The organism is Achromobacter sp. 46006, from assembly GCF_059761975.1.
Window position 1 is genome coordinate 1 of sequence record NZ_JCBANN010000077.1, and the last position, 23266, is coordinate 23266.

Annotated in this window: 20 protein-coding genes and 2 tRNA genes; 18 read left to right on the forward strand and 4 right to left on the reverse strand. The window is 67.5% G+C overall.

Annotated elements, in window-relative coordinates:
- Positions 1–197: 197 nt before the first annotated feature.
- The 4 genes from AC6LKG_RS23905 to AC6LKG_RS23920 all read left to right on the forward strand — a co-directional run bounded on the left by AC6LKG_RS23905 (position 198) and on the right by AC6LKG_RS23920 (position 1737).
- Positions 198–839, forward strand: a complete 642-nt coding sequence (locus tag AC6LKG_RS23905) for an imm11 family protein (RefSeq protein WP_498168930.1) — start codon at positions 198–200, stop codon at positions 837–839.
- Between the two features lie 94 nt (positions 840–933).
- A tRNA-Thr gene (locus AC6LKG_RS23910) sits at positions 934–1009 on the forward strand.
- 52 nt (positions 1010–1061) lie between these two features.
- Positions 1062–1529: a GAF domain-containing protein gene (locus AC6LKG_RS23915; RefSeq protein ID WP_498168932.1), complete on the forward strand. Its 468-nt coding sequence runs from the start codon at positions 1062–1064 to the stop codon at positions 1527–1529.
- A 1-nt stretch (position 1530) separates the two neighbouring features.
- On the forward strand, positions 1531–1737 hold the full coding sequence (locus AC6LKG_RS23920; protein ID WP_498168933.1) for a sulfatase: 207 nt from the start codon (positions 1531–1533) through the stop codon (positions 1735–1737).
- Positions 1738–1773: 36 nt separating this feature from the next.
- On the opposite strand, the gene AC6LKG_RS23925 is transcribed toward AC6LKG_RS23920, so the two are convergent.
- Positions 1774–3162 carry a GntP family permease gene (locus AC6LKG_RS23925; protein WP_498168935.1) on the reverse strand — a complete coding sequence of 463 codons (1389 nt, stop codon included), beginning with the start codon at positions 3160–3162 and terminating at the stop codon, positions 1774–1776.
- Positions 3163–3313: 151 nt separating this feature from the next.
- Between AC6LKG_RS23925 and AC6LKG_RS23930 the strand changes: the two genes are divergently transcribed.
- From AC6LKG_RS23930 to AC6LKG_RS23950, 5 genes are all read left to right on the forward strand, one after another.
- Positions 3314–3389 (forward strand) — tRNA-Asn (locus tag AC6LKG_RS23930).
- Positions 3390–3571: 182 nt separating this feature from the next.
- Complete coding sequence (locus AC6LKG_RS23935; RefSeq protein WP_498168936.1) at positions 3572–3964, forward strand: hypothetical protein; 393 nt, start codon at positions 3572–3574, stop codon at positions 3962–3964.
- A 92-nt stretch (positions 3965–4056) separates the two neighbouring features.
- On the forward strand, positions 4057–4959 hold the full coding sequence (gene gcvA, locus AC6LKG_RS23940) for a transcriptional regulator GcvA (RefSeq protein WP_498168938.1): 903 nt from the start codon (positions 4057–4059) through the stop codon (positions 4957–4959).
- Positions 4960–5069: 110 nt separating this feature from the next.
- Complete coding sequence (locus AC6LKG_RS23945; protein ID WP_498168939.1) at positions 5070–5543, forward strand: RidA family protein; 474 nt, start codon at positions 5070–5072, stop codon at positions 5541–5543.
- A 47-nt stretch (positions 5544–5590) separates the two neighbouring features.
- Positions 5591–6799: an aminotransferase class V-fold PLP-dependent enzyme gene (locus AC6LKG_RS23950; protein WP_498168942.1), complete on the forward strand. Its 1209-nt coding sequence runs from the start codon at positions 5591–5593 to the stop codon at positions 6797–6799.
- A 32-nt stretch (positions 6800–6831) separates the two neighbouring features.
- On the opposite strand, the gene AC6LKG_RS23955 is transcribed toward AC6LKG_RS23950, so the two are convergent.
- Positions 6832–7725, reverse strand: coding sequence for a DMT family transporter (locus AC6LKG_RS23955; RefSeq protein ID WP_498168944.1), 894 nt, complete (start codon positions 7723–7725; stop codon positions 6832–6834).
- A 169-nt stretch (positions 7726–7894) separates the two neighbouring features.
- Between AC6LKG_RS23955 and AC6LKG_RS23960 the strand changes: the two genes are divergently transcribed.
- From AC6LKG_RS23960 to AC6LKG_RS23995, 8 genes are all read left to right on the forward strand, one after another.
- Positions 7895–8782, forward strand: coding sequence for a helix-turn-helix domain-containing protein (locus tag AC6LKG_RS23960; protein ID WP_498168947.1), 888 nt, complete (start codon positions 7895–7897; stop codon positions 8780–8782).
- 69 nt (positions 8783–8851) lie between these two features.
- Positions 8852–10282, forward strand: coding sequence for a DUF2868 domain-containing protein (locus AC6LKG_RS23965; RefSeq protein ID WP_498168950.1), 1431 nt, complete (start codon positions 8852–8854; stop codon positions 10280–10282).
- Positions 10275–11663 (forward strand): GTPase/DUF3482 domain-containing protein, encoded by a 1389-nt coding sequence (locus AC6LKG_RS23970; protein WP_498168953.1) that lies wholly within the window; start codon positions 10275–10277, stop codon positions 11661–11663. Before AC6LKG_RS23965 ends, AC6LKG_RS23970 begins: the two co-directional genes overlap by 8 nt.
- A 272-nt stretch (positions 11664–11935) precedes the next feature.
- Complete coding sequence (locus tag AC6LKG_RS23975; protein WP_498168955.1) at positions 11936–13543, forward strand: ABC transporter substrate-binding protein; 1608 nt, start codon at positions 11936–11938, stop codon at positions 13541–13543.
- 157 nt (positions 13544–13700) lie between these two features.
- Positions 13701–14672, forward strand: coding sequence for an ABC transporter permease (locus tag AC6LKG_RS23980; RefSeq protein WP_498168957.1), 972 nt, complete (start codon positions 13701–13703; stop codon positions 14670–14672).
- An 11-nt stretch (positions 14673–14683) separates the two neighbouring features.
- On the forward strand, positions 14684–15610 hold the full coding sequence (locus tag AC6LKG_RS23985) for an ABC transporter permease (RefSeq protein ID WP_498168960.1): 927 nt from the start codon (positions 14684–14686) through the stop codon (positions 15608–15610).
- 7 nt (positions 15611–15617) lie between these two features.
- Positions 15618–17345 carry a dipeptide ABC transporter ATP-binding protein gene (locus AC6LKG_RS23990; RefSeq protein ID WP_498168963.1) on the forward strand — a complete coding sequence of 576 codons (1728 nt, stop codon included), beginning with the start codon at positions 15618–15620 and terminating at the stop codon, positions 17343–17345.
- 28 nt (positions 17346–17373) lie between these two features.
- Positions 17374–18582, forward strand: a complete 1209-nt coding sequence (locus AC6LKG_RS23995; protein ID WP_498168966.1) for a metal-dependent hydrolase family protein — start codon at positions 17374–17376, stop codon at positions 18580–18582.
- Between the two features lie 27 nt (positions 18583–18609).
- Here the strand turns inward: AC6LKG_RS23995 and AC6LKG_RS24000 are convergent, their stop codons facing one another.
- Entirely contained in the window at positions 18610–20046 is a 1437-nt protein-coding gene (locus tag AC6LKG_RS24000) for a YdgA family protein (protein ID WP_498168969.1), read from the reverse strand.
- Positions 20047–20196: 150 nt separating this feature from the next.
- A complete protein-coding gene (locus tag AC6LKG_RS24005; RefSeq protein WP_498168970.1) occupies positions 20197–21669 on the reverse strand; it encodes a YdgA family protein in 1473 nt (490 codons plus the stop codon).
- 300 nt (positions 21670–21969) lie between these two features.
- Between AC6LKG_RS24005 and AC6LKG_RS24010 the strand changes: the two genes are divergently transcribed.
- Positions 21970–23266: DEAD/DEAH box helicase (locus AC6LKG_RS24010; RefSeq protein WP_498168973.1), on the forward strand; the 1297-nt coding region annotated here is incomplete at its 3' end.

A 23266-nucleotide genomic window follows, 5' to 3' on the forward strand; every position in this document is an offset into this window, starting at 1 on the left:
TCGCATCGCGGCGCCACGCGATGCGATACCCGTCCCCCCTCCCGGCATCGGCGCCGGGGCCAGACACCATCGTGATGCTTTGAAAGCACAAACGATAGTGCGTATCATTTGCACTTATTGCAAAAATACCGTCTCATACGCCTGAACCGGGCCGTCCGCGCGCCGCGCAACCCGGCCCTCCAGGAGCCTCGCAGACCATGCCGTACCTGATCGGAATGCCGTCCCTCGGCGTGTCGACGCAATTCGTGCCGCAGATAGACCGCCAATTGCTCGCCAAGCTCTGCCTGTTCGACGATCTTTCGGACGACGACCTCGCGCAGATCCCACGGCAACTCCGCCTGACCCCGCGCGGCGCGGGTCGCGTGCCGGCGATCGTGGGCTGGGATGGCGGACCGTTCGTGGTCAACGCGCGCGTGCGCGAACTCATGGAGTCGCTGGAACCGGAGACGCACCGTTTCCAGCCGATCGAAGTCGAAACCGCGGCCCCGGGCCGCAAGCGCCGCCCGTTCCGCACCTACCACCTGCTGCTGTGCCCGCCGCGCGTCGATGCCGTGATCATCGAACAGACCGAATTCTCACGGGGCATGGGGCAGGCCGGCTACGAAACCAGCAGCGGCTTTTCCTTCCTGAAGGGCACACCGCTGGTGCTGGATCAGGCCGCCATCGAGAATCGCTGCTTCTGGCGGCTGCCACGCCAGTTCGGCGTGCGGCCGGCCCATCCGCACAGCGGCATCAGCGGCTATTTCTGCTCCGATGAACTGTGGCAAGCCCTGCGCGCCGAGCGCCTGCATGGCTGGGAAGCCAGGCGGCGCTGCGCCACCGCCACCCGCCCCGCATGAGCGGCACCGCCTCGTCCTGCAAACCGCTCCCGGCCGGGAAAGAATCTCCTTTTTTCATTACAATGCAGTCCCTGCGCGTGCCCAGGCACGCCGAGCCGGTGTAGCTCAGTTGGTAGAGCAGCTCACTTGTAATGAGAAGGTCGAGGGTTCGATTCCTTTCACCGGCACCAATTCCCCTCGATCCAGAATCGTTCTAGACAGCCAGCGGCGCCAGTTTTATCTGTGTTGACTGGTCCGCGACGCCTGCGGCCACCGCCCACGCGTGCTCAATCCGTCCGCCAGCGCGCCAAGGCCTCATGCCTGCTCCTGGCGCAATCGCGACGGATACAAGCATTCGACTTTCATTCTTTGAATCGAGGCGGCCGGACGTTCCCGATCCATACTGGCATAACGGGCAGAGCGATCCGAAGCAAAAAACCCTTGGTGATGTCCAGCCAACATGGAACGGAGGAACAGCTACGCAACGAATTGGTGCGCGAATGGGGCTACACCGAAGCGCGCGCCCGCAAACTTGGGCCCGGACGCTATTCAGCGATTGCGGTGCCCGTTCTGGATCGCTCCGGACAGCACCCGATTGGCGTGATTTACTTGGATTCAAGTGACCGCGCTCTTTTCGAGCGAGATGATGTTGTGGAAATCGTTGGCGCTGGAACCAAGGCCATTAGCGACTTTGTCACGAAAAGGTATTGATATGAACACTGTCACCAGGAAGCCGTCTGCGACGTTTGTCAAAGAATCCAAGCTCATATCGAAACCGGGTGCGGTGATCACGGTGCATGAACTGACGCTTACAGACTTCGGAATCCGCGCCATTACAAGCGGCAGCTCGGGGATCCGCCAGGGGGCACGAGAAGACGCCGGCCCGCCATCACCGCCGAAAAAAATGGCCCCCGCGTGAAGTGAACCAATAGCCCGGCCAAATCGCCCCGCCCGATCACCCCAGCGCCGGCAACAGGTTGAACAGCAGCACCATGATCAACCCCGCCACCGACACGATGGACTGCACCACCGAAATCGTCCGGGTGGCCTCGCCCATGGTCATGCCGAACGATTCCTTCACCATCCAGAACCCGGCGTGGTTGGCGTAGTTGAAAAACAGGGAACCGCAGCCAATCGACAGCGCCAGCAGCGGCAGGTTGAGCGCGGGGTCGGCCCCCGCCAGCGGCGCCAGCAGGCCCGCGGCGCCGACAATGCCGACCGTGGCCGAGCCGGTCGACACCGACAGCAGCATGGCGATCAGCCAGCCCAGCACCAACGGCGGAAACGCGAACTGCTGGGTCAAGTGGACGATGGCATCGCCCACCTTGGCGCTGGTCAGCACCTGCTGGAAGGCGCCGCCGCCGGCGATGATCAGCATGATGCCAGCGATCGGCTTGAGGCTTTTGCCGAGCGCATCGCGCAGCTTCTCGGCATCGCCGCCACGCATCAGCACCAACGTCACGGCGGCGAACAGCACGCCCAGCAGCATGGCCACCATGGGGTTGCCCAGGAAAGCCGCCACATGCATCAGGGGCGAGGCCTTGGGCAACAGCATCTCCGCCAAGGCGTGCAGCAGCATCAGCAGGGCCGGCAGCAGCGCGGCCAGCACGCCCAGGCCGACGCTGGGCTGGCGCTGGCCGGCCTCGGCCGCCCGGGTGGCGGCGAACTGCTCGAGCAGGGCCTCGTCGGGTCGGGTGCGCATGCGCGGCGCGATGAAGGCGCCGTACAGCGGACCGCCCAGGACCATCGCCGGCAGCGCGGCCAGGAAGCCGTAGATCATGGTCGGGCCGACCGTGGTCTTGAGGCTGGCGATCGCGGTCAGCGGCCCCGGATGGGGCGGCACCATGCCGTGCATGGCAGCCAGGGCGGAAATCACCGGCACGCCCACGTACACATAGGCCGAGCCCTTGAAGCGCTCCTGGCCTTCCAGCTTGCGGGCCACGCTGAAGATCAGCGGCAGCATCACCACCAGGCCTACCTCGAAGAACATCGGGATGCCGATGATGAAGGCCACCAGCGTCATGGTCCAGGGGATCATGCGTGGCGACGTGCGTTGCAGGATGGCGTTGGCCAGGCGCTCGGTGGTGCCGGAGTCCGCCAGGATCTTGCCGAGCATGGCGCCCAGCGCGATCACCACGCCCACGGCGCCGAGGGTCTTGCCCGCGCCATCGGTCAGGTTCTTGACGATGGCGGTAGGCGCCATGCCGGTGGCAAAGCCGACGCCGATGGAAACGATCAGGAGCGCCAGCAGCGGGTGCATGCGGATGCGCGAGACGATGAGGGCGACCAGCAGCAGCACGCTCACCAGGGCGGTGAGCAACAATTGGATGTCGAACGAAGACATGTATGAAATCCGGAAAACGTGAGAGGTCGCGAGCCTTCTCGCTTGCCATGATAAGGGATCGCCCGGGCGCGCCCCGCCATAAACCCCGTGGCCAACCGGGCCGTTTTGCATTCCCCGCGAAATTTGTGCATAATTCGCCCCCTCTACCTGTTCCCCGATAGCTCAGTCGGTAGAGCGACGGACTGTTAATCCGCAGGTCGCTGGTTCGAGCCCAGCTCGGGGAGCCAAAGAATGCAGTACTGAAAGGCCCGCAACCTGGTTGCGGGCCTTTTGCATGGGCGGCAGCCGGAGCCACGAACTCGGACCCGATCACCCCATGAGCAGGCTGACGGCAGCCGAATACACGGTGGAAAGGTTTTACGATTGACGTTGACTCAACCGTAAAGCCTCGTTGTCAGCCTGCCCCCCCATGCCCCGCCCTTCGAATACGCAGCGCATCGATTCAAAAGCCGCCTTTGAACTCGTGTTCGGCCTGTTGCAGGACATCCCCTGGCTCGTTCGCGATGTGTCCAAGGCGCTGCCGGACATCGCCATCATGAGGGCCCGCCAGGCCGACGCGGTGGAGGCGATCATCTGGATATGCGAGACCGGGAATCTGACGGGCTGGCCCACGCAAACCCTCCGCGACACCCAGGCCACGGCCTCCTACCTGTTGACGGACCTGGCCTTCCGACTGCTCGATCCGGCCTCGCCGCTCGCCGCGAGCACCTGGGAGGTGGCTGCCGACCAGTCCCGGCACCGGCAGGCATTGCAGGTCGTGCGCCACGAAATCCTGCGCAGCAAACCCATCTCCGCCCGCTAGCACTGATCCGTTTCCACCAACGGGCCTGATTTGCGAGAATGGGACTTCCGGCCGGCTACCTCGGCCCCAGCCCCCCTCATCCCGCCCGCGCCATGCGTTCCAACCGCTCCCTGCCTGCCCTGGTCTCGCTGCGCGCCTTCGAGGCGGCTGCCCGGCGCCTGAGCTTCAGCCTGGCGGGCGAGGAACTGTTCGTCACGCAAAGCGCCATCAGCCACCATATCCAGCGGCTCGAAGCCGAGCTGGGCGTGACGCTGTTCGAGCGCCGCACCCGCGCGGTGGCGCTGACGCCGGCCGGGCAGGCGTATTACCAGCGGGTGCATGCCGCCTTCGAATTGCTACGCCAGGGTACCGACGCGATCCGCGCGCCGGTGGCCGCGCGCCACACGCTGCGGGTCGGCCTGCTGGCCTCGTTCGCCACACGGTGGCTGGCGCCGCGCCTGCCTGGCTTCGCCGCCAGCCATCCCGACATCGACCTGCAACTGCTGCCCGCCATCGGCCTGGCCGATGTGGCGGCTGGCGAGGTGGACGTGGCCGTCCGCTACGGCCGCGGCAACTGGCCCGGGGTGCGCTCGCGGCGCCTGATGCCGGAACGGCTGTCGGTAGTGTGCGCGCCCACGCTGGTGGCAGGCCGGCGCCGGCCGCGCGCGCCGGCCGACCTGCTGCGCTACCCCCTGCTGGTCTCGCACGCCCAGTTGCCGTTCGAATGGGATGCCTGGGCGCGGCAACAGGGCCTGGACCTGGGCCGCGCCCAGACCGTCCACCTGCACGACTACAACATCGTGGTGGAAGCGGCGCTGGCGGGACAGGGCATGGCCATGGGCCGCCACCGCCTGATCGCCGCGCAACTGGCCAGCGGAGCCCTGGTCGAAGCGCTGCCGGGCACCGCGTTAGACGATCCGCGTATCGGCTGGTGGTTCGTCAGCCCGCGCGGCAAGGCCGGGACAGCCGCCCAAGCGTTCCAGGCATGGCTGGCCGAGGCGGCCGCGGCAGGCTGACGCATTACTTTTCCTCATGCGTGGTTCGCAATAATTGATTGGTCAGGCACGGCCCGCGCCGATAGCATGAGGGGTCGTTTTTTTCCTCATCCGTCTCACAGGTGACAACCATGACCCGTACCCTCTCCGGCCGCGTGGCCGAACTCGGCCTCGTGCTGGAAGCCGCGGCTGCGCCCGCCGCCAATTACGTCCCCTTCGTCCAGGAGGGCAACCTGCTGTATATCTCCGGCCAGATCTCGCGCAGCGGTGGCAAGGCCGCGTTCCTGGGCCAGCTTGGCAACCAGGTATCCGAAGCCGACGGCATCTCGGCCGCGCGCTTGTCGGCGTTGGGCATCCTGGCGCAGATCGCCGCCGCCACCGGCGATCGCCTGGACCGCGTGGCGCGGGTGGTGCGCCTGGGCGTGTTCGTCGCCAGCACCCCGGACTTCAACCGCCAGAGCGCGGTCGCCAATGGCGCTTCGGACCTGATGGTGGAAGTGTTCGGCGACGCCGGCCGCCATGCGCGCAGCGCCGTCGGCGTGGCCTCGCTGCCGCAGGGCGTGGCGGTGGAAGTGGAGGCGGTCGTCGCCCTCACGCCCGCCTGATGTCCCGGCGCCGGGCAGGTGCCCGGCGCGTCTTTCCTGGAACCACCATGTCCGCCGCCGTCCTGACTCCCGACCGTCTCGAGACCTTGCGCGCAGCCACGCCCGGCGCCCGCACCACCGTCCACTTCAACCATGCCGGCGCCTCGCTGCCGTCCGCGGCCACGCTCGATGCGATCCAGGCCCATCTGCGGCGCGAAGCCGAACAGGGGCCGATGGAGGCGGGCGTGGCGGCGCGCGCGCAGACCGGCGAGGCGCGGCAATTGGCCGCGCGCGTGCTCAATGCCCAGCCCGATGAGATCGCCCTGACCGGCGGCAACTCGCCGGGTTGGGGCGCGGCCTTCGCCGCGCTGGGGCCGTGGCGCACCGGCGACCGCATCCTGGTGGGCCGCCACGAGTGGGGCGGCAATCTTGCCGCCATGCGGTTGGCGGCGCAACAGGCAGGCGCCGGCATCGAGACGATTCCCTCGGACGACAGCGGCTGCGTCGATCCGGCCGCCTTGCAGTGCATGCTGGACGAACGGGTGCGGCTGATCGCCCTGACCTGGTTGCCGGCCAATGGCGGCCTGATCAATCCGGCCGCCGCCGTCGGCCGCGTCGCGCGCGCCGCCGGCGTGCCGTACTTCATTGACGCGGCCCAGGCCGTCGGACAGTTGCCGATCGACGTTGCCGCCGTGGGCTGCGATGTCTTGAGCGGCGCCGGCCGCAAGGCGCTGCGCGGTCCGCGCGGCACCGGCCTGCTTTATGTGCGGCGCGATTTCCTGCCGCGCCTGACACCCACCTTCGTCGACACCTATTCGGCGCCCCTGGGCGCCGACGGCCATCCGCAACTGCGGGATGACGCCGCGCGTTTCGAATCGGCCGAGGCCTCGCTGGCCTTGCGATGCGGGCTGGCCAACGCATTGCGCGAGGCCCTGGACATCGGACTGGATGCCATCCGCGCCCGCATCGACACGATCGCCCGGACCCTGCGCCGCGAACTGGCCGCCATCGACGGCATCGAGGTGCTGGACCAGGGTCGTGAGCGCTCCGGCCTGGTGTCGTTCAATCTCGCGGGGCACGATGCCGCCGCCGTGCAGCGCGCGCTGGCGGCGCAAGGCATCATCATCGGCAGCAACGGCGTGCCGTACACGCCGCTGGACATGCATGCGCGCGGCCTGGCGCAGATCGCGCGCGCCTCGGTCAGCTACCTGACCCATGACGCCGAAATCGACCGCTTGCTCGACGCGCTGCGCGCGCTGTCGCGCCGTGGCGCCTAGGAACGGCGCCAGGCACAGGGCCGCGCTTGCGCTCAAGCCGCCACGCGGCGCGCGAACGGCGACCACCGGGTGAAAACCAACAGGTTGCCGAACATCACCAGCGCCAGTCCCGCCAGGGCGGTCGGGGTCCATTGGTAGCCCTCGGCGAAGGTCGACACGCTCAACGCCACCACCGGAAACAGCACCGTGCAATAGGCGGCGCGCGCCGGCCCCATGCGGCCCACCAGCGTCAGATAGGCAGTGAAGCCGATCACCGAGCCCGGTATCGCCAGGTAGAGCAGGGCGCCGACGTAGGCCGTCGAGGCATCGAAAGCGAACGGCACGCCAGCCGCCACGCAACCCGCCAGCAGTACGCCGGCGCCATACAACATGCTGTAGGCGTTGCCCGTCAATGGCCGGATGCCGGCGCGCTGCTGCAGCGACGACAGCATGTTGCCGGTGGAAAAGCAGAAAGTGCCCAGCAGCGCGAAGCCCAGACCCAACAGTGTCTCGTGACTGGCCTGCTGCCCCGCCAGCTCGGGCCAGAACAACAGCACCAGGCCGGCAAAGCCGACCCCGCCGGCGACCATCACGCGCGGCGCGATGCGCGTGCCGAACCACAGCCGCGCATTCAACGCGTTCCAGAGGGTCGCGGCCGAGAACACCACCGACACCAGACCGCTCGGAATCCATTGCGTGGCGGTGTAGAAGCACAGGAAATTCAGGCAGAACAGGCACAACCCCTGGCCCAGGCACAACAGGTGTCCGCGGCGGTCCAGGCGCTGCAATCTGCGGGTCAGCGCCAAGGCGCAGAACAACACCAGGCCGGCCAGCGCGAAGCGGTAGAAAATGGAGACGGGAATCGCCACCACCCCGAGCTGCAGCTTGATGGCGATCCAGGTGGTGCCCCAGATGACGACGGTCAGGAAATACAGGAATAGATTCACTTTGAGACACTCGACAGGGCCGAAAAGGACAGGACGTCCGCGATCGCGGAAATCGCGGGCCATGGCGCCCAGTCTGGGCCCGACGGCCCCGAAAAAATTGCCGGTTCTTGCGGTTTTTGGTGATGCGCCAGCGCCGCGCACGGACGGATCGCAGTAGCATTTCGGTTCCATGGGCACTACCGCTTCGGCTCCGTCCGATTTCTCCGTTTTTCGCACCCTGTCCGCATCGACCGCGACGCTGGCGCGCGCGGCCTCGCTCGGCGAGGGCATCGCCATTTCGCAATGGGGCCGCAGCGTTCACGAAACGCTCGGCTACGACATGCCCGGCCACCACACCCTGTCGCTTTACCTGCATGGCGGCGAAAAGTCATTCCGTGTCGGCCATGCGCTGCACGGCGGCGCAGGCAAGTTCTGCGTGCTGCCCGCCGAACACTATTCGCGCTGGTGCATGAACGACACGGTGCATTTCCTGCACCTGTACATCGCGCCCGAGCGCCTGGCGCACGAGGCCGTGCTGCGGCTCGACTGCGAACCGCGCGCGCTGGAATTGCGCGACCGCACCTACATCCAAGATGACTCGCTGACCGACGTCTGCCGGGCCCTGCTGGACACCGACTGGAACGCGCCGGCCGAGCGCCTGGCCGCCAGCAGCGCGGCCGAAACCGTGCTGCATCATCTGCTGCGCCAAGGCGTATCGCGCAAGGCCGCGGCGCCCGCGCGCGGCGGCCTCGCGCCCACGGTGCGGCGGCGGATCATGGAGTATGTCGACGCGCATCTCGCCGATCCCTTGACGCTGGATCAACTGGCCCGCGTGGCGGCGCTGTCCACCTACCACTTCGCCCGCATGTTCCACGCCTCGTTCGGCGCGCCTCCGCACGCCTGGGTGCGCGCCCGGCGCCTGGCCCGGGCGCGCACGCTGCTGGCCGCCGGCAAGGGCGGCCTGGCCGGCATCGCGCAGGCGGCCGGCTTCGGCAACGCCAGCCACTTGTCGCGCGCGTTCCGCGATGCCGTCGGCGTTACGCCCGGCCAATACCGCGCTGCCCACCGCCGCCACTGAAATACACGGCGCCGCGCGGTCTACAATGGCGCATCGCCCTTCGCGGCCTGATCGCCTGTCCCGCCCGCGATGCCATCGCCGACTTCCCGCGACGTTTCCGCTACCTTCGATGCCTCCGGCCGCACGCCGCTGCGCGCCCATTGGCTGGCCGAACTGATCCGGTTGCGCGAAGCGCACTGGGGGCCCCTCGAAGACACCGCCATCGTGCGCCAGGTGCGCCAACAGGAAGCCGGGCTGCCGGACCGTATCCTGGCCCGCGCCCAAGCGCTGGCTCAGCGCGAGAACCTGGCGCCACTGGTGGACGGCTGGCGCCGCAGCGCTTTCGCCGTGCTGGCGCTGTTGCTGCTGCTGGCGCTGCTGTCCGGCGCCGGCGTGGCGGCCGGGGCGCTGGGCGACGGCACCCGCGCCGTCAACGTGCTGTGGGCACTGGGCGCCTTGCTCGGCCTGCACCTGCTGACTTTCCTCCTGTGGCTGGCCAGCTTCCTGCTGCGGCCCGCCGCCATGACGCCGCTGGGGCGGCTGTGGCTCTGGGCCACGCGCAAGCTGGCGCGCGGCCCCGACAGCGCGCTGGTGCCGCAGGCCTTTCTCAACCTGCTGGCGCGCGCCGGCGCCCTGCGCGGCCTGTTCGGCGCGGTCAGCCACGGGCTCTGGCTGGCGGGACTGACCGCCGCGCTGGCAACGCTGCTGGCGCTGCTGTCGACCGCCAGCTACCGCTTCATCTGGGCCACCACCTTGCTGGCGCCGGACACCTTCGTCCATCTGACCCAGGTCATCGGCTGGCTGCCCTCGCAGTTGGGTTTCCCGCTGCCGGACCCCGCCATGGTGCGCGCCAGCGATGGCTCCCGGCCGCTGGCCGCCGCCGCGCAAGTGCAATGGTCACTGTGGCTGATCGGCGTATTCGTGACCTACGGCATCCTGCCGCGCCTGCTGGCCTGGCTGGCCTGCGTTGCCGCCACCCGGCGCGCCCTGCGCGGCCTGGCCATCGATCCGGCGCTGGCGGGCCACGCGGCGTTGCGTGACCGCCTTGAACCGCCGGCCCAGTCCACCGGCATCGACCGGCCGGTCGATCCGCTGCACCAGCCACGCGTGGCCGCCGCCGTTCCCGCCGGGCTGGGCGGCCAGCCAGTGCTGCTGGGCCTGGAACTGCCCGCCGACCTGGGCTGGCCGCCCACCGCGCTGGCGCCGTCGATCCGCCAGGCGGGCAACCTGGATACCCGCGAACAACGCAACCGCCTGCTCGATGCGCTGTCGCAAGCTGCCGCCTCACGCCTGCTGGTGGCCTGCGACGCGCGCCAGACACCGGACCGCGGCACGCTGGCGCTGATCGCCGAACTGGCGGCGCATGCCAGCCAGACCCGCGTCTGGCTGTTGGCGCCGACCGGGGCGGAGACGCGCGAACCGCAATGGCGGCAATGCCTGGCCGCCCTGGGGCTGGATGCCGCCGCCATCATCGGGCCGGGCGGCGCGCCCCTGGCCTGGCTGGAGCATGGCCATGACTGAACCGGTCATCCCCATCGCCGTGGTGGGACACACCAACACCGGCAAGACCTCGCTGTTGCGCACGCTGACACGCGACACCGCTTTCGGCGAAGTCGCCGACCAACCCGGCACCACTCGCCACGTCGAAGGCGCGCGCCTGCGGCTCGATGGCCGCGCGGTGCTGGAGTGGTTCGACACCCCTGGCATGGAAGACAGCATCGCGCTGCTTGAATACCTTGAGCGGCTCGGGCAGCCCGGCGAACGGCTGGACGGACCGGCGCGCATCCGGCGCTTCCTCGACACCCCGGAAGCGCATGGCCGCTACGAACAGGAAGCGCGCGTCCTGAAGAAGATGCTGGACTGCGATGCCGCGCTGTACGTGATCGACGCGCGCGATCCGGTATTGGGCAAGCATCGCGACGAACTCGCCATCCTGGCAGCCTGCGGCCGGCCCCTGCTGCCGGTGCTGAACTTCGTCAACGCGCCCGCCCACCGTGCCGCCGAATGGCGCGACGCCCTGGCGCGGCTGGGCCTGCACGCCGCGGTCGAATTCGACACGGTGGCGCCGCCGCTGGATGGCGAGCAACAGCTCTATGCCAAGCTCGGTGTGCTGCTGGATCGCCACGCCGACACGCTGGCGCGGCTGGCCGACAGCCTGGCGCGACAGCGCCGCGAACGCCATGCGGCGGCCTATGAATTGCTGGCCGACCTGCTGGTCGACGTCGCCGCCCTGCATATCGCCAGCGCGGGTGACGAAGCGGCGCTGGCCTCGGCGTCGCAACAACTGCGCGACCGGGTGCGCCAGCGCGAGCAGGCCTGCGTCACCGCATTGCTGGCGCTTTATAACTTCCGCGCGTCCGATTTCGATGACGACGCGCTGCCGTTGCAGGGCGAACGCTGGGGCATGGATCTGTTCCACCCACAGGCGCTCAAGGACATGGGCGTGCAGGTTGGCATGGGCGCCGCCGCCGGCGCCATGGCCGGCGCCGCAGTGGACCTGTTCAGCGCCGGCTTGAGCCTGGGCACCGGCATGCTGATCGGCGCCGCCGCCGGCGGCCTTTGGCAGGGCATGGAAAAGCTCGGCAAGCGCGTTGCCGGCAAGCTGCGCGGCTGGCGCGAAATCAGCGTCGACGACGCCGTGCTGCGGCTGCTGGCCTTGCGCCAGCGGCAACTGATCGACGCGCTCGAACGCCGCGGCCATGCCGCGCGCGCGCCGCTGAGGCTCGATCGTCCCGATGACGAAGCGCTGCGCCGCGGGCCGCTGCCCGAGGCGCTGAAGGAAGCGCGCAGCCGACCGGCCTGGTCGGCGCTGTCCCAGGGCCACGAAGACAGTGAACGGCGCAAGCAGATCGTGCGCGAATTGGCGCGCAGCCTGGCCGCCGAACCCGTGTCCGGCCCCTGATGCCGGCGGTGCCGCGGCACGCCAAACCCACCATTCGCAACGCGAAGCAAGCAAGTAATAACCCCAATCCAAACCGATTGACGCTTAAACGAATCGATCTATAAGATTCGTTCTGCATCGGTGCGGTCCTTCCCGCCATGACAATCACAAGGGGTTGGATCTACCGTGAACCGCCTTTCCTCGTAAGCAGCAACGCCATGCCCCGGCTCCCCATGGGGCCAGGGCCCGATCACTTCTGTCGCGCAATCCGCGCATTACGGAGCATGAGGGCTATGCGTACTCTTCCCTATCTGAAACAAGCGGCGCTGGTGGCGGCGCTGACCGCATCGCTGGCATTCAGCGCCGGCGCGGCCGCCAAGACCTTCCACTGGGCTTACCAGGGCGACGCCACCTCGATGGACCCGATGGCCCTGAACGAAACCTTCACGCTGGGTTTCCAGGGCAATATCTACGAAACGCTGGCCGGTTATGACGGCAACCTGAAACTGACGCCGCTGCTGGCCGAAAGTTGGGAAAACCCGGAGCCCACCAAATGGGTCTTCAAGCTGCGCAAGGGCGTGAAGTTCCATGACGGCTCGCCGTTCACCGCCGATGACGTGATCTTCTCTTGGAAGCGCAGCCTGACGCCCGGCTCCGACATGAAGGGCTATGGCGCCAAGGCCTCCGACATCAAGAAGATCGACGACTACACCATCGAAGTCACCACGCCCACGCCCAACCCGATCCTGCCGCGCGAATGGGTGTTCCTCTACATCATGAGCAAGTCGTGGGCAGAGAAGCACAACACCACCGAGGCCACCAACGTCAAGGGCGACAACCAGGGCAACTACGCCAACCTGAACGCCAACGGCACCGGCCCCTTCATGCTGGTGTCGCGCCAGCCCGACGTGAAGACGGTGCTCAAGCGCTACGACGGCTACTGGAACAAGAACATCAAGACCAACATCGACGAGGTCATCTTCCAGCCCATCACGCAGGAAGCCACGCGCGTGGCCGCGCTGATTTCCGGCGAGATGGATCTGGTGCAGCCGGTGCCGGTGCAGGACTGGAAGCGACTCGAAGACGCCAAGGGCGTAAAGCCATTGACCGCGCCCGAAGCCCGCGCCATCTTCATCGGCATGGACCAGGCCCGCGATGAATTGCTGTTCTCGGACGTGAAGGGCAAGAACCCCTTCAAGGACCCGAAGGTGCGCGAGGCGGTGGTGCTGGCCGTGGATACCAAGGCCATCAACGAGAAGATCATGCGCAACGCGGCCAAGCCGCTGGGCTCCCTGATCGCCACCTCGATCAACGGCTACGACGAATCGTTCGGCGCGCCCTACAAGCCCGACCCCGCGCGCGCCAAGAAGCTGCTGGCCGAGGCCGGTTATCCGAAGGGCTTTTCCGTGACCATGGACTGCCCCAACGACCGCTACGTCAACGACGAGAAGGTCTGCCAGGCGGTGGCTGGCATGCTGGCGCGCGTCGGCATCAAGATCAACCTGCTGGCGCAGACCAAGTCCAAGTACTTCGGCAAGATCCTGCTGCAGGCCGGCAACCAGACCAGCATGTACATGCTGGGGTGGACGCCCAGCTCGACCGACGCGCACAACACGCTGCTCAACCTCACCGCGTGCCGCGACGCCAAGACCGCGGCGGGCCAGTTCAACCTGGGCGGCTACTGCAACAAGAAGGTCGATGATTTGATCGCCAAGATCGGGGTCGAGACCGACCAGGCCAAGCGCAACGCGATGATCAAGGAAGCCTTCGGCATCGTGCGCAGCGACTTCGGCTACCTGCCGCTGCACCAGCAGCCGATGTCGTGGGGCGTGAAGGACAACATCAAGGTCACCCAGCGCGCCGACGACGTGCTCGACCTGCGCGACGTGGTCCTGCCGTAGTCCCCCTGGCGCCGCGCACGCCGTCCGGCGTGGCGCGGCGCCGCGTTGATGCGACCCCCGCGGCGGCGCCAGCCGCCCGGGCGCGCCCGGCCCAGCCCCGCTTGCCGCGACCGGCAATGCGCGGCCCGGCGTTATCCGACCAAGAGGGCATCCAACCATGCTTTCCTTTATTGCGCAGCGGCTGATCCAGTCGGTGCTGGTGATGTTGACGGTGGCGCTGATCGCGTTCTCCATGTTCCGCTATGTCGGCGATCCGATCGCCAGCATGGTCGGGCAGGACACCACGCCCGAGCAGCGCGAGCAACTGCGCGAACAGCTAGGCCTGAACGACCCGTTCGTCGTGCAATACGCCCATTTCGTCGCCAACGCCGTGCGCGGCGATTTCGGCATCTCCTACCGCCATCGGCGGCCGGTCAGCGAACTGCTGGAAGAGCGCCTGCCGGCCACGCTGGAACTGTCGCTGGTATCGGCCCTGATGGCGCTGGCGCTCGGCATTCCCATGGGCATCTACACCGCGCTCAAGCGCCATGGCGTGCTGTCCAAGACCTTCATGGCGATCTCGCTGGCCGGGATCTCGCTGCCGACGTTCCTGATCGGCATCCTGCTGATCCTGTTCTTTGGCGTGCAACTGCGATGGCTGCCCAGCTTCGGCCGCGGCGACGTGGTAGAACTGGGCTGGTGGACCACCGGCTTTCTGACCAAGTCCGGCCTGCTGGCGCTGATCATGCCGGCGATCACGCTGGCGTTGTTCCAGATGACCCTGATCATGCGGCTGGTGCGCGCGGAAATGCTGGAGGTGCTGCGCGCCGACTTCATCAAGTTCGCCCGCGCCCGCGGTCTGCCGGAGCGGCTGATCAACTTCCGCCACGCGCTCAAGAACACCATGGTGCCGGTCATCACCATCACCGGCCTGCAGCTCGGCTCCATCATCGCCTTCGCCATCATCACCGAAACCGTGTTCCAGTGGCCCGGCATGGGCCTGCTGTTCATCCAGGCCATCAGCATGGTGGACATCCCGGTGATGGCGGCCTACCTGGTGCTGATCGCCTTCATGTTCGTTGTCATCAACCTGGTGGTCGACCTGCTGTATTTCGCCGTCGACCCGCGCCTGCGCGTGCAGAGCAAATAAGGGAACCCTTCATGAACGCCCGCATCGCTCCCTTCTTCGCCCGCGCCGCCGACAGTGATCTCTGGCACAGCTTCAAGCGCTCGCCCGGCGCCATCATCGCCGCCGTGGTTACGCTGGTCATCCTGCTGGGCGCACTGTTCGCGCCGGTGATCGCGCCGCACAATCCCTTCGACCTGGCATCGCTGGACATCATGGATGCCAACACCCCGCCCGCCTGGCAGGAGGGCGGCAGCCCCGGCTTCCTGCTCGGCACCGACGACCAGGGCCGCGACATCCTGTCGGCGATCCTGTATGGCTCGCGCGTCTCGCTGCTGGTGGGCTTCGCGTCGGTGCTGTTTTCGATGGTGCTGGGCGTCACGCTTGGGCTGATCAGCGGCTACGTCGGCGGCCGCGTCGACAGCTTCATCATGCGCATCGCCGATGTGCAACTGTCGTTTCCGGCCATCCTGGTGGCGCTGCTGATCGACGGCGTGGCGCGCGGCGTGCTGCCGCGCGACATGCACGATGAACTGGCGCTGTACGTGCTGATATTCGCCATCGGCATTTCAGGCTGGGTGCAGTACGCGCGCACCGTGCGCGGCTCGACGCTGGTCGAACGCCACAAGGAATACGTGCAGGCGGCGCGGCTGATCGGCATCGGTCCGGTCACCATCCTGCGCCGCCACATCCTGCCCAACGTCATGGGACCGGTGCTGGTGATCGCCACCATCCACCTGGCCATCGCCATCATCACCGAGGCCACACTGTCGTTCCTGGGCGTCGGTGTGCCGCCCACCGCGCCGTCGCTGGGCACGCTGATCCGCATCGGCAACAGCTACCTGTTCTCGGGCATGTGGTGGATTTCGATCTTCCCCGGCATCGCGCTGGTCGCGCTGGTGCTGTCGGTCAATCTGCTGGGCGACTGGCTGCGCGACGCGCTCAACCCCAAGCTGCGCTGAGGATGCCATGGCCCTGCTGAACATCGAAGACATCCGCATCGAATTTCCCAGCCGCCGTGGCACCCTGGTGGCGGTGGACGGCGTGTCGCTGGCCCTGGAAAAGGGCGAAATCCTGGGCGTGGTCGGTGAATCCGGCGCCGGCAAGTCGACCATCGGCAACGCCGTGATCGGCCTGCTCGAAGCGCCCGGCCGCCTGGCCGGCGGCGCGGTGCTGCTCAACGGCGAACGCATCGACACGCTGACGCCCGCGCAGCAACGCAAGGTGCGCGGCCGCCGCATCGGCATGATCTTCCAGGATCCGCTGACCTCGCTCGACCCGCTGCAGACCGTGGAAAGCCAGTTGGTCGAGACCATGCTGGTGCACCTGGACCTGACGCACGACCAGGCCAGGCAACGCGCGGTGCAACTGCTGGCGCAGGTCGGCATCGACCAGCCCGAGCTGCGCGTGCAGCAGTATCCGCACCAGTTCTCGGGCGGCATGCGGCAGCGCGTGGTGATCGCGCTGGCGCTATGCTGCGAGCCCGAGGTCATCATTGCCGACGAGCCCACCACCGCGCTCGACGTGTCGATCCAGGCACAGATCCTGGAACTGCTCAAGAAGCTCTGCCGGCAGGAACAGGTCGGCATGATCATCATCACCCACGACATGGGCGTGATCGCGGACGTGACCGACCGTGTCGCGGTGCTATACCACGGCAAGCTGGTCGAACAGGGCCCGACCGCCAAGATCCTGGGCGACCCCGATCACCCCTACACCCGCAGCCTGATCTCGGCCGTGCCGCGCCCGGACATCAAGCTCAAGCGCTTTCCGCTGGTTACCTACATCGAGGACGTGAAGACTCCCGCCCGGCCGCTCGATCTGGCCACGCACTGGCTGGGGCAGCGGCGCGATTTCGGCGCGAGCGGCGACGGTCCGCTGGTGCAAGTGCAGGACCTGAGCATGCGCTTCGTGCTCAAGAACGCCCTGTTCAAGCGCAACCAGCGCACGCTGGATGCGGTCAAGCGCGTCAATTTCTCGATCGGCGAGGGCGAGGTGTTCGGCCTGGTCGGCGAGTCCGGCTCGGGCAAGTCGACCGTGGCCCGGCTGATCTCGGGCCTGTACACGCCCAGCGGCGGCACGGTCAATTTCGGCGGCACCGACCTGACAGCGCTCAAGGGCGAGAAGCAGCTCAACCCGTTCCGGCGCCAGATCCAGATGATCTTCCAGGATCCGTTCTCGTCGCTCAATCCGCGCATGCGCGTGCTGGACATCGTGGCCGAGCCGATCCGTTTCCACAAACTGGCGGCCAGCGAAGCCGAGGCCCGCCGCGTGGTCGCCGATCTGCTCGACGTGGTCGGGTTGGGCGACCGCGCCGCCGAACGCTTCCCGCACGAGTTCTCCGGCGGCCAGCGCCAACGCATCTGCATCGCGCGGGCGCTGGCCACGCGGCCGCGATTCCTGATCTGCGACGAACCGACCTCGGCGCTGGACGTGTCGATCCAGGCGCAGATCCTGAACCTGCTCAAGGACCTGCAGGAGCAGCTCGGCCTGACCATGCTGTTCATCAGCCACGACCTGCCCGTGATCCGCCAGATGTGCGACCGCGTGGGCGTGATGCGCTACGGCGAATTGCTGGAAGTGGCCGAGACCGAGGCCCTGTTCGAGCATCCGCAGCATCCCTACAGCCAGCACCTGCTGGGACTGATGCCACGCCTGCAGTCCATGTCCCGCGCGGGACTGGAGGTGGCGGGCTGACCCCGACCGACACGACGAGGAGCAAGACATGAGTGCGTTGCCACAGACCCTGTTCATCGGCGGCAAGGTGTTCGACGGCCGCGGCCAGGTGCTGCCGGACCACGGCGTGCTGGTCGAAGGCAAACATGTGACGCGCGTGGCGCCGGCCGGCGAATTCACCGGCTTCGCCGGGCGCCGCGTCGATACCGGCGGCATGACCCTGATGCCCGGCATGGCCGACTGCCACGTGCACCTGGTCTACACCGGCGGGGCCGACCCGCAGACGCAGATGTCGAAGCAGGGCCCGGCGCAGATCACCCTGACCGCGCTCGAGAACGCTCAGGCCGCGCTGCGCGGCGGCTTCACGGCGCTGCGCGATTGCGGCGGCAAGGACTACCTGGAATTCGGCGTGCGCGATGCCATCGCGCGCGGCGTGTTCCCTGGCCCTACCATCAGGGCCTCGGGCCGCATCATCTGCATGACAGGGGGCCACGGCAACCGTATCGGCCGCGTCGCCGATGGCTGCGAGGAAGTGGTCAAGGCGGTGCGCGAGCAGGTCCACGCCGGCTGCGACCTGGTCAAGATCATGGCTACCGGCGGCGTCATGACACCGGGCGTCAGCCCCATGGATGCGCACTACAGCTTCGACGAGATGAAGGCCGGCGTGCACGAAGCCAAGCGCTTTCGCAAGAGCACGGCCAGCCACGCGCAAGGCACGCAGGGCATCCTGAACGCGGTGCGCGCCGGCATCGACTCGATCGAGCACGGCATCTTCATGGACGAGCAATGCCTGAGCGAAATGCTGGCGGCCGAAACCTATCTGGTGCCGACCATCGCCGCGGTGCGTAATATCGTCGCCAATGCCGACAATGGCATTCCGGCCTACGCGGTGGAGAAGGCGCGCGCGGTGGAACAGCGCCACCGCGAATCGATCCAGATGTACTACAAGGCGGGCGGACGCATCGCGCTGGGTACTGACGCGGGCACGCCGTTCAATCTGCACGGCGAGAATGCGATGGAGCTGGCCTACATGGTGGAATTCGGCATGACGCCGATGGATGCGTTGATCGCCGCCACTTCGCGCGGCCACGACCTGATGGGCATGGACGGACATGGCGTGGTGGAACAGGGCGCCGTGGCGGACCTGCTGCTGGTGCAGGGCGATCCGAGCGAGGACATCATGCGCGCCGCCGACAAACGCTTCCATGTGGCGGTACTGCGCAACGGCGAAGTGATGGCGGGCGCCTTGCCGGCCTGAGGGACCGCGCCGGCGGCGGGCGGCGCCTCACTTCACGCCGCGCGCCATCAGCCAGCCCAGGAAGCTCTCGACCGGCATGCGTTCGCCGTTGGCGTCCACCTGCCCCCCTTCGTAGTTCAGGCTCGCGACCAGCTTGCCGTCCTCCAGGCGGCCCCATTGCCCGCGCAGGAAGCGGTCGCGCATCCCATCGGCCTGCAGGCCTGCCGCCTCGCGCGCGGCGGCCTCGGGCATGCCCTCGGCCTGCAGGCGCGCCGCGATCAGGTCGGCCAGGCTGACGACCGGCATGGACATGCGGATATCGAGCTTGCGCACGGTTTCCTTGACGATCGCGCCGGGCGAGTGATTCCACAGCGTGGGCGCGCTCAGGTCGAGATCCAGCCGCAGGGTCGCGGAACCATTGGCGGTATCCACCTGCAGCGGCGACAACGAAAAGCCTGGCTCGGCCAGCAGGAACTTCATCAGGTGGCCGGCGCCCACCATCTTGTCGCCCAGGCTGGCGCCGCCCTTGGCCGCCTCCACCGACGCCTGGAATGCGCGGAACGACACCATGTCGAAATTGCGCGCCTCGGCGGCCAGGCGCAGGTTGGCCACCTGTCCGGCCCGCGTATCGATACCCGCAACCTGCACGGCCAGCTTGGCGTCCATCGCGCTCTCGGCGCCCTTGGCGTCGGCGGTCACGGCCACGCGGCGCAGCGTGACCGGTTCGCCATCGATCTCGACGGTCCATTGTTTGAGGTTCGCGCGGGTGGAGGCGGCGCCTGTCTCATCGGCGGCCCGGCTCGCGTCGTACCTGATCGCCAGATCGCGCATGGCCAGGCGGCGCGTATGGCGCGCGCCGTCCTTGATGTAGGGTTCGAACAGCTCGACGTGGTCCGCGCGGATATCCACCGTGGCGTGCTTGCCGCCGGCGGCCACGTCGGCCTGGAGCTCCAGGCCCGAGAAGCGCAAGCGCGACTCGCCGCGCGCGCGCTCGACCGGCGCCAGTTCCAGCGTGGCGCGGATGTCGCGGTCATAGCCCGCCACGGCCTCCACGGTCATGGGCACGGCGCCCCCGGCTGCCATGAACCAGCTTTCGACCGACGGCGTCCGCACCAGGTCGGCGCGCGCGGCCGCCATGGTCGGGAACAGATGCCCCCGCGCCAGGCGGTACAGGGGGAATGGCCCGTGGTCCAGACGCACCGCCACCTCGTACTCGCGTCCCGCCGCGGCCACGCCATCCTTGGGCGCGGGCGCTTCCTTCAGGCGATAGCGCGCGTGCGAGGTGAACACGCCTCGTTCATACGACAACCGTTCGAAAGACAACGATTCGCCCATCTTCGTGCCGATCTGCCGCGCCAGTTGATCGGCGCTGTCGGTCAGTTGCGCCATGCCGGCCTCCAGTTGCCTGCCGCTGTACCAGGCCGTGCCCGTCCAGATAACGCCCAGCGCCAGCACGGCGCAACCCGCCGCTACCCATTTCCGCATGATGTCCGTCCCGCTCCCGAGTCCGCACGGCCCCGCTTGGGCCGCCTCCGCAGGCATACGCCGCGCATGAAAAACGGGCTGCCGCGCCCGAAGGCGCCGCAGCCCGTTCGTGGCGCCGGCATCGCGCCAGCGCCAGGTTCCGTTCGCGCCTCAGCGCATGCCGCCCATCGCGCCGCTCATGACCATCATCATGAACTGCTGCAGCGGCATCTTCTTGCCGTTGAAATCCACTTGGCCGTCGGCGTAGTTCAGGTAGGAAACGACGTTGTCGTTTTCCGCCTTGGCCACGCCCATCGCCACCGCCATGGTGCCGACCATTTCGGCCTGGCCCTTGGCGGTCCGGGCGGCGCGGTCGGCCGGCACGCCGCGCATCTGCGGTTCGATCGCCATCAGGTCGGCCAGGTTGGCCTTGGACAGCACCAGCTTGGCATCGAGCTTGCGGATGGCTTCCATGGCAAGGTCGCTGGCCGGCTTGTCGGTCGAGGCCGGCTTGGTCAGGTCCACATCCAGGTTGAAGGTCGAGGTGCCGTTGGCGGTGCGCACCTGCAACGGCGACACCGACAGGCTGGGGTTGCCGGCCAGCAGAAGTTCGACGTTGGTCTTCAGGATCTGCTGTTCTTCGGGCGTGAACTCGGGCGTGGCTTCGCCTGCGCCGCTTTGCATCATGCGGCGCGACGACGCCTCATAGACGTCGTTCAGCGCCTTGAGCGCCTTGGGGTCCATGTTCTTCAGGCCGATCGCCAGTTGCAGGCCCGCCATGTCCTTTTGCTGGACATTGATCATGCCGAAATCCAGCACCATCTTGGCGCTTACGCCGGCGTCGGCCTCGGCCAGGTCCACCGCGATGCTGGTGTCCTTGAACAACACCGGCGGCTTGGTGCTGGAAGTGATGGTCCATTCCTTGAAGACCAGCTTCTGGTTGCCCATGGCCATGTCGCTCTTGCCCGGGGTCAGGTCGCTGTCGAGCGTGATGCCCTTGACCGCCATGCCGACGATATCGCTCTCGCCGGCCGGACCGGCCAGCGTCAGCCCGTCGCTCTTGAGCGCCAGGATCGCATGCTTGGTCTTGGTGTCGAAGTCGACGTCGCCGGTCATGCCGGAGAAGGTCAGCTTGGTCTTGTCGCTGGCGGCCTCGGCCGGCGCCAGGTTGAAGGTGCCGCTGACCTGCTTGCCGTAGCTGACGCTATAGGCGCCCGACAGCGGCGTGGCGCCCTTGGTGGCGCTGAACCAGCCCTTGACCGCCGGGGTTTCCTCGAGCTGGAACCGGCTCGCGACCATGGCCGGGGCCAGCTTGCCCGCCGCCAGGTTGGAGAAGGGGAAGGGACCGTGCGACAGATGCTCGACGAACTGGATCTCGTGTTCCGCGGCGGGCTTGCCGTCCTTGGCGGGCAACGTGAACTTCACGCGGTAGCGTTCGGTCGAGGAAAACACGCCCCGTTCGAACGACATCAGTTCAATCACGGGCGTCACGCCCCATTTTTCGCCGAACTTGCTCAGCTCGACGTTGCCGTCTTCGATCGACTGCTTGACGAACGCCTCGGCCTTCTGGCCGGTGTACCAGGCCGTGCCGGTCCAGATTGCGCCCAATGCAACGACCACACCCGCTATTGCCGCCTTTTTCATAGCAACCCTTAATTCTTTTGATGGAGGTAAGCCGACGGATTATAGGGATGACTGCCTAGGGATTACACTGATTTCGTTCATATTTCATGCAAAATGTTACGCAGCAATACGGGCGCCCCCCGCCCGCCTGCCCGGTCGGCGTATCGGCTACAATTGCCGGGCGTGCTTTGCCAATCCGCACGCGTCCGCTAGGCACTTCGCCGCCAAGCTTCGCCCTCAGGGGCGCTTCCCTTTTCTCCTTATTCGTCCGCCTGGATTGGAGTCTCTCAACTTGAGCGACGGGCTGCCGCTGGAGTTGTTTTGACTACCTCTTCCTCTTTCGCCGACCTCGGGCTGGCCGATTCCCTGTTGCGCGCCATTGCCGATACCGGCTACACCGCGCCCACCCCCATCCAGGCCCAGGCGATTCCGCAGGTCCTCAAGGGCGGCGACCTGCTGGCCGCCGCCCAGACCGGCACCGGCAAGACCGCCGGCTTCACGCTGCCGATCCTGCATTTGCTGATGCAGCGCAAGCCCGAAGCCCGCAAGGCCGGCCGCCCGCGCTGCCTGATCCTGACCCCGACGCGCGAACTGACCGCGCAGGTGGCCGAATCGGTGCAGACCTACGGCAAGCACACCTCGCTGACGTCCATGGTGATGTTCGGCGGCGTCAACATCAACCCCCAGATCTCCGCCCTGCGCAAGCCGCTGGACATCCTGGTGGCCACTCCCGGCCGCCTGCTGGACCACTGCGGCCAGAAGACGGTCGACCTGTCCGGCGTCGAGATCCTGGTGCTGGACGAAGCCGACCGCATGCTGGACATGGGCTTCATCCGCGACATCCGCAAGATCCTGGCCCTGCTGCCCAAGCAGCGCCAGAACCTGCTGTTCTCGGCCACTTTCTCGGATGAGATCCGTTCGCTGGCGCGCGGCGTGCTGAACAACCCGGGCGAAGTCTCGGTCACCCCGCGCAACACCGCCACCGAACTGGTCACCCAGACGGTGCACCTGGTCGAACAGCACCACAAGCGCGACCTCATCAGCCACATCATCCGCGAAAGCGGCTGGCACCAGGTGCTGGTGTTCACGCGCACCAAGCACGGCGCCAACCGCCTGGCCGAAAAGCTGGTCAAGGACGGCCTGACCGCCGCCGCGATCCACGGCAACAAGAGCCAGTCGGCCCGCACCCGCGCGCTGGCCGGCTTCAAGGACGGCACCGTGACGGTGCTGGTGGCCACCGACATCGCCGCCCGCGGCCTGGACATCGACCAGTTGCCCCAGGTGGTGAACTTCGAACTGCCCAACGTGCCGGAAGACTACGTGCACCGCATCGGCCGCACCGGCCGCGCCGGCGCCACCGGCGCCGCCGTCTCGCTGGTGGACAACAGCGAGATCAAGCTGCTCAAGGACATCGAGCGCCTGATCAAGAAGACCATCGAGCGCAAGCCGGTGGCCGACTGGACCCCGCCCGCCACCAGCGCCGCCGCCTTCGAACGCCAGGAACGCGACGAAGACTCGCGCCAGCCGCGTGGCGGTGGCGGCCGTAACGGCGGCCGCGGCGGCAACGGCGGCGCGCCCCGTTCGCGCCCGGCCAACGCCGCGCCGCGCAACGCCAACG

What these genes read in the sequence shown, in the direction of transcription:
- AC6LKG_RS23905 (WP_498168930.1), top strand. Translation starts at nt 198, where the DNA reads ATGCCGTACCTGATCGGAATGCCGTCCCTCGGCGTGTCGACGCAATTC.
- AC6LKG_RS23920 (WP_498168933.1), top strand. Translation starts at nt 1,531, where the DNA reads ATGAACACTGTCACCAGGAAGCCGTCTGCGACGTTTGTCAAAGAATCC.
- AC6LKG_RS23925 (WP_498168935.1), bottom strand. Translation starts at nt 3,162, where the DNA reads ATGTCTTCGTTCGACATCCAATTGTTGCTCACCGCCCTGGTGAGCGTG.
- AC6LKG_RS23935 (WP_498168936.1), top strand. Translation starts at nt 3,572, where the DNA reads ATGCCCCGCCCTTCGAATACGCAGCGCATCGATTCAAAAGCCGCCTTT.
- gcvA (WP_498168938.1), top strand. Translation starts at nt 4,057, where the DNA reads ATGCGTTCCAACCGCTCCCTGCCTGCCCTGGTCTCGCTGCGCGCCTTC.
- AC6LKG_RS23945 (WP_498168939.1), top strand. Translation starts at nt 5,070, where the DNA reads ATGACCCGTACCCTCTCCGGCCGCGTGGCCGAACTCGGCCTCGTGCTG.
- AC6LKG_RS23950 (WP_498168942.1), top strand. Translation starts at nt 5,591, where the DNA reads ATGTCCGCCGCCGTCCTGACTCCCGACCGTCTCGAGACCTTGCGCGCA.
- AC6LKG_RS23960 (WP_498168947.1), top strand. Translation starts at nt 7,895, where the DNA reads ATGGGCACTACCGCTTCGGCTCCGTCCGATTTCTCCGTTTTTCGCACC.
- AC6LKG_RS23965 (WP_498168950.1), top strand. Translation starts at nt 8,852, where the DNA reads ATGCCATCGCCGACTTCCCGCGACGTTTCCGCTACCTTCGATGCCTCC.
- AC6LKG_RS23970 (WP_498168953.1), top strand. Translation starts at nt 10,275, where the DNA reads ATGACTGAACCGGTCATCCCCATCGCCGTGGTGGGACACACCAACACC.
- AC6LKG_RS23975 (WP_498168955.1), top strand. Translation starts at nt 11,936, where the DNA reads ATGCGTACTCTTCCCTATCTGAAACAAGCGGCGCTGGTGGCGGCGCTG.
- AC6LKG_RS23980 (WP_498168957.1), top strand. Translation starts at nt 13,701, where the DNA reads ATGCTTTCCTTTATTGCGCAGCGGCTGATCCAGTCGGTGCTGGTGATG.
- AC6LKG_RS23985 (WP_498168960.1), top strand. Translation starts at nt 14,684, where the DNA reads ATGAACGCCCGCATCGCTCCCTTCTTCGCCCGCGCCGCCGACAGTGAT.
- AC6LKG_RS23990 (WP_498168963.1), top strand. Translation starts at nt 15,618, where the DNA reads ATGGCCCTGCTGAACATCGAAGACATCCGCATCGAATTTCCCAGCCGC.
- AC6LKG_RS23995 (WP_498168966.1), top strand. Translation starts at nt 17,374, where the DNA reads ATGAGTGCGTTGCCACAGACCCTGTTCATCGGCGGCAAGGTGTTCGAC.
- AC6LKG_RS24000 (WP_498168969.1), bottom strand. Translation starts at nt 20,046, where the DNA reads ATGCGGAAATGGGTAGCGGCGGGTTGCGCCGTGCTGGCGCTGGGCGTT.
- AC6LKG_RS24005 (WP_498168970.1), bottom strand. Translation starts at nt 21,669, where the DNA reads ATGAAAAAGGCGGCAATAGCGGGTGTGGTCGTTGCATTGGGCGCAATC.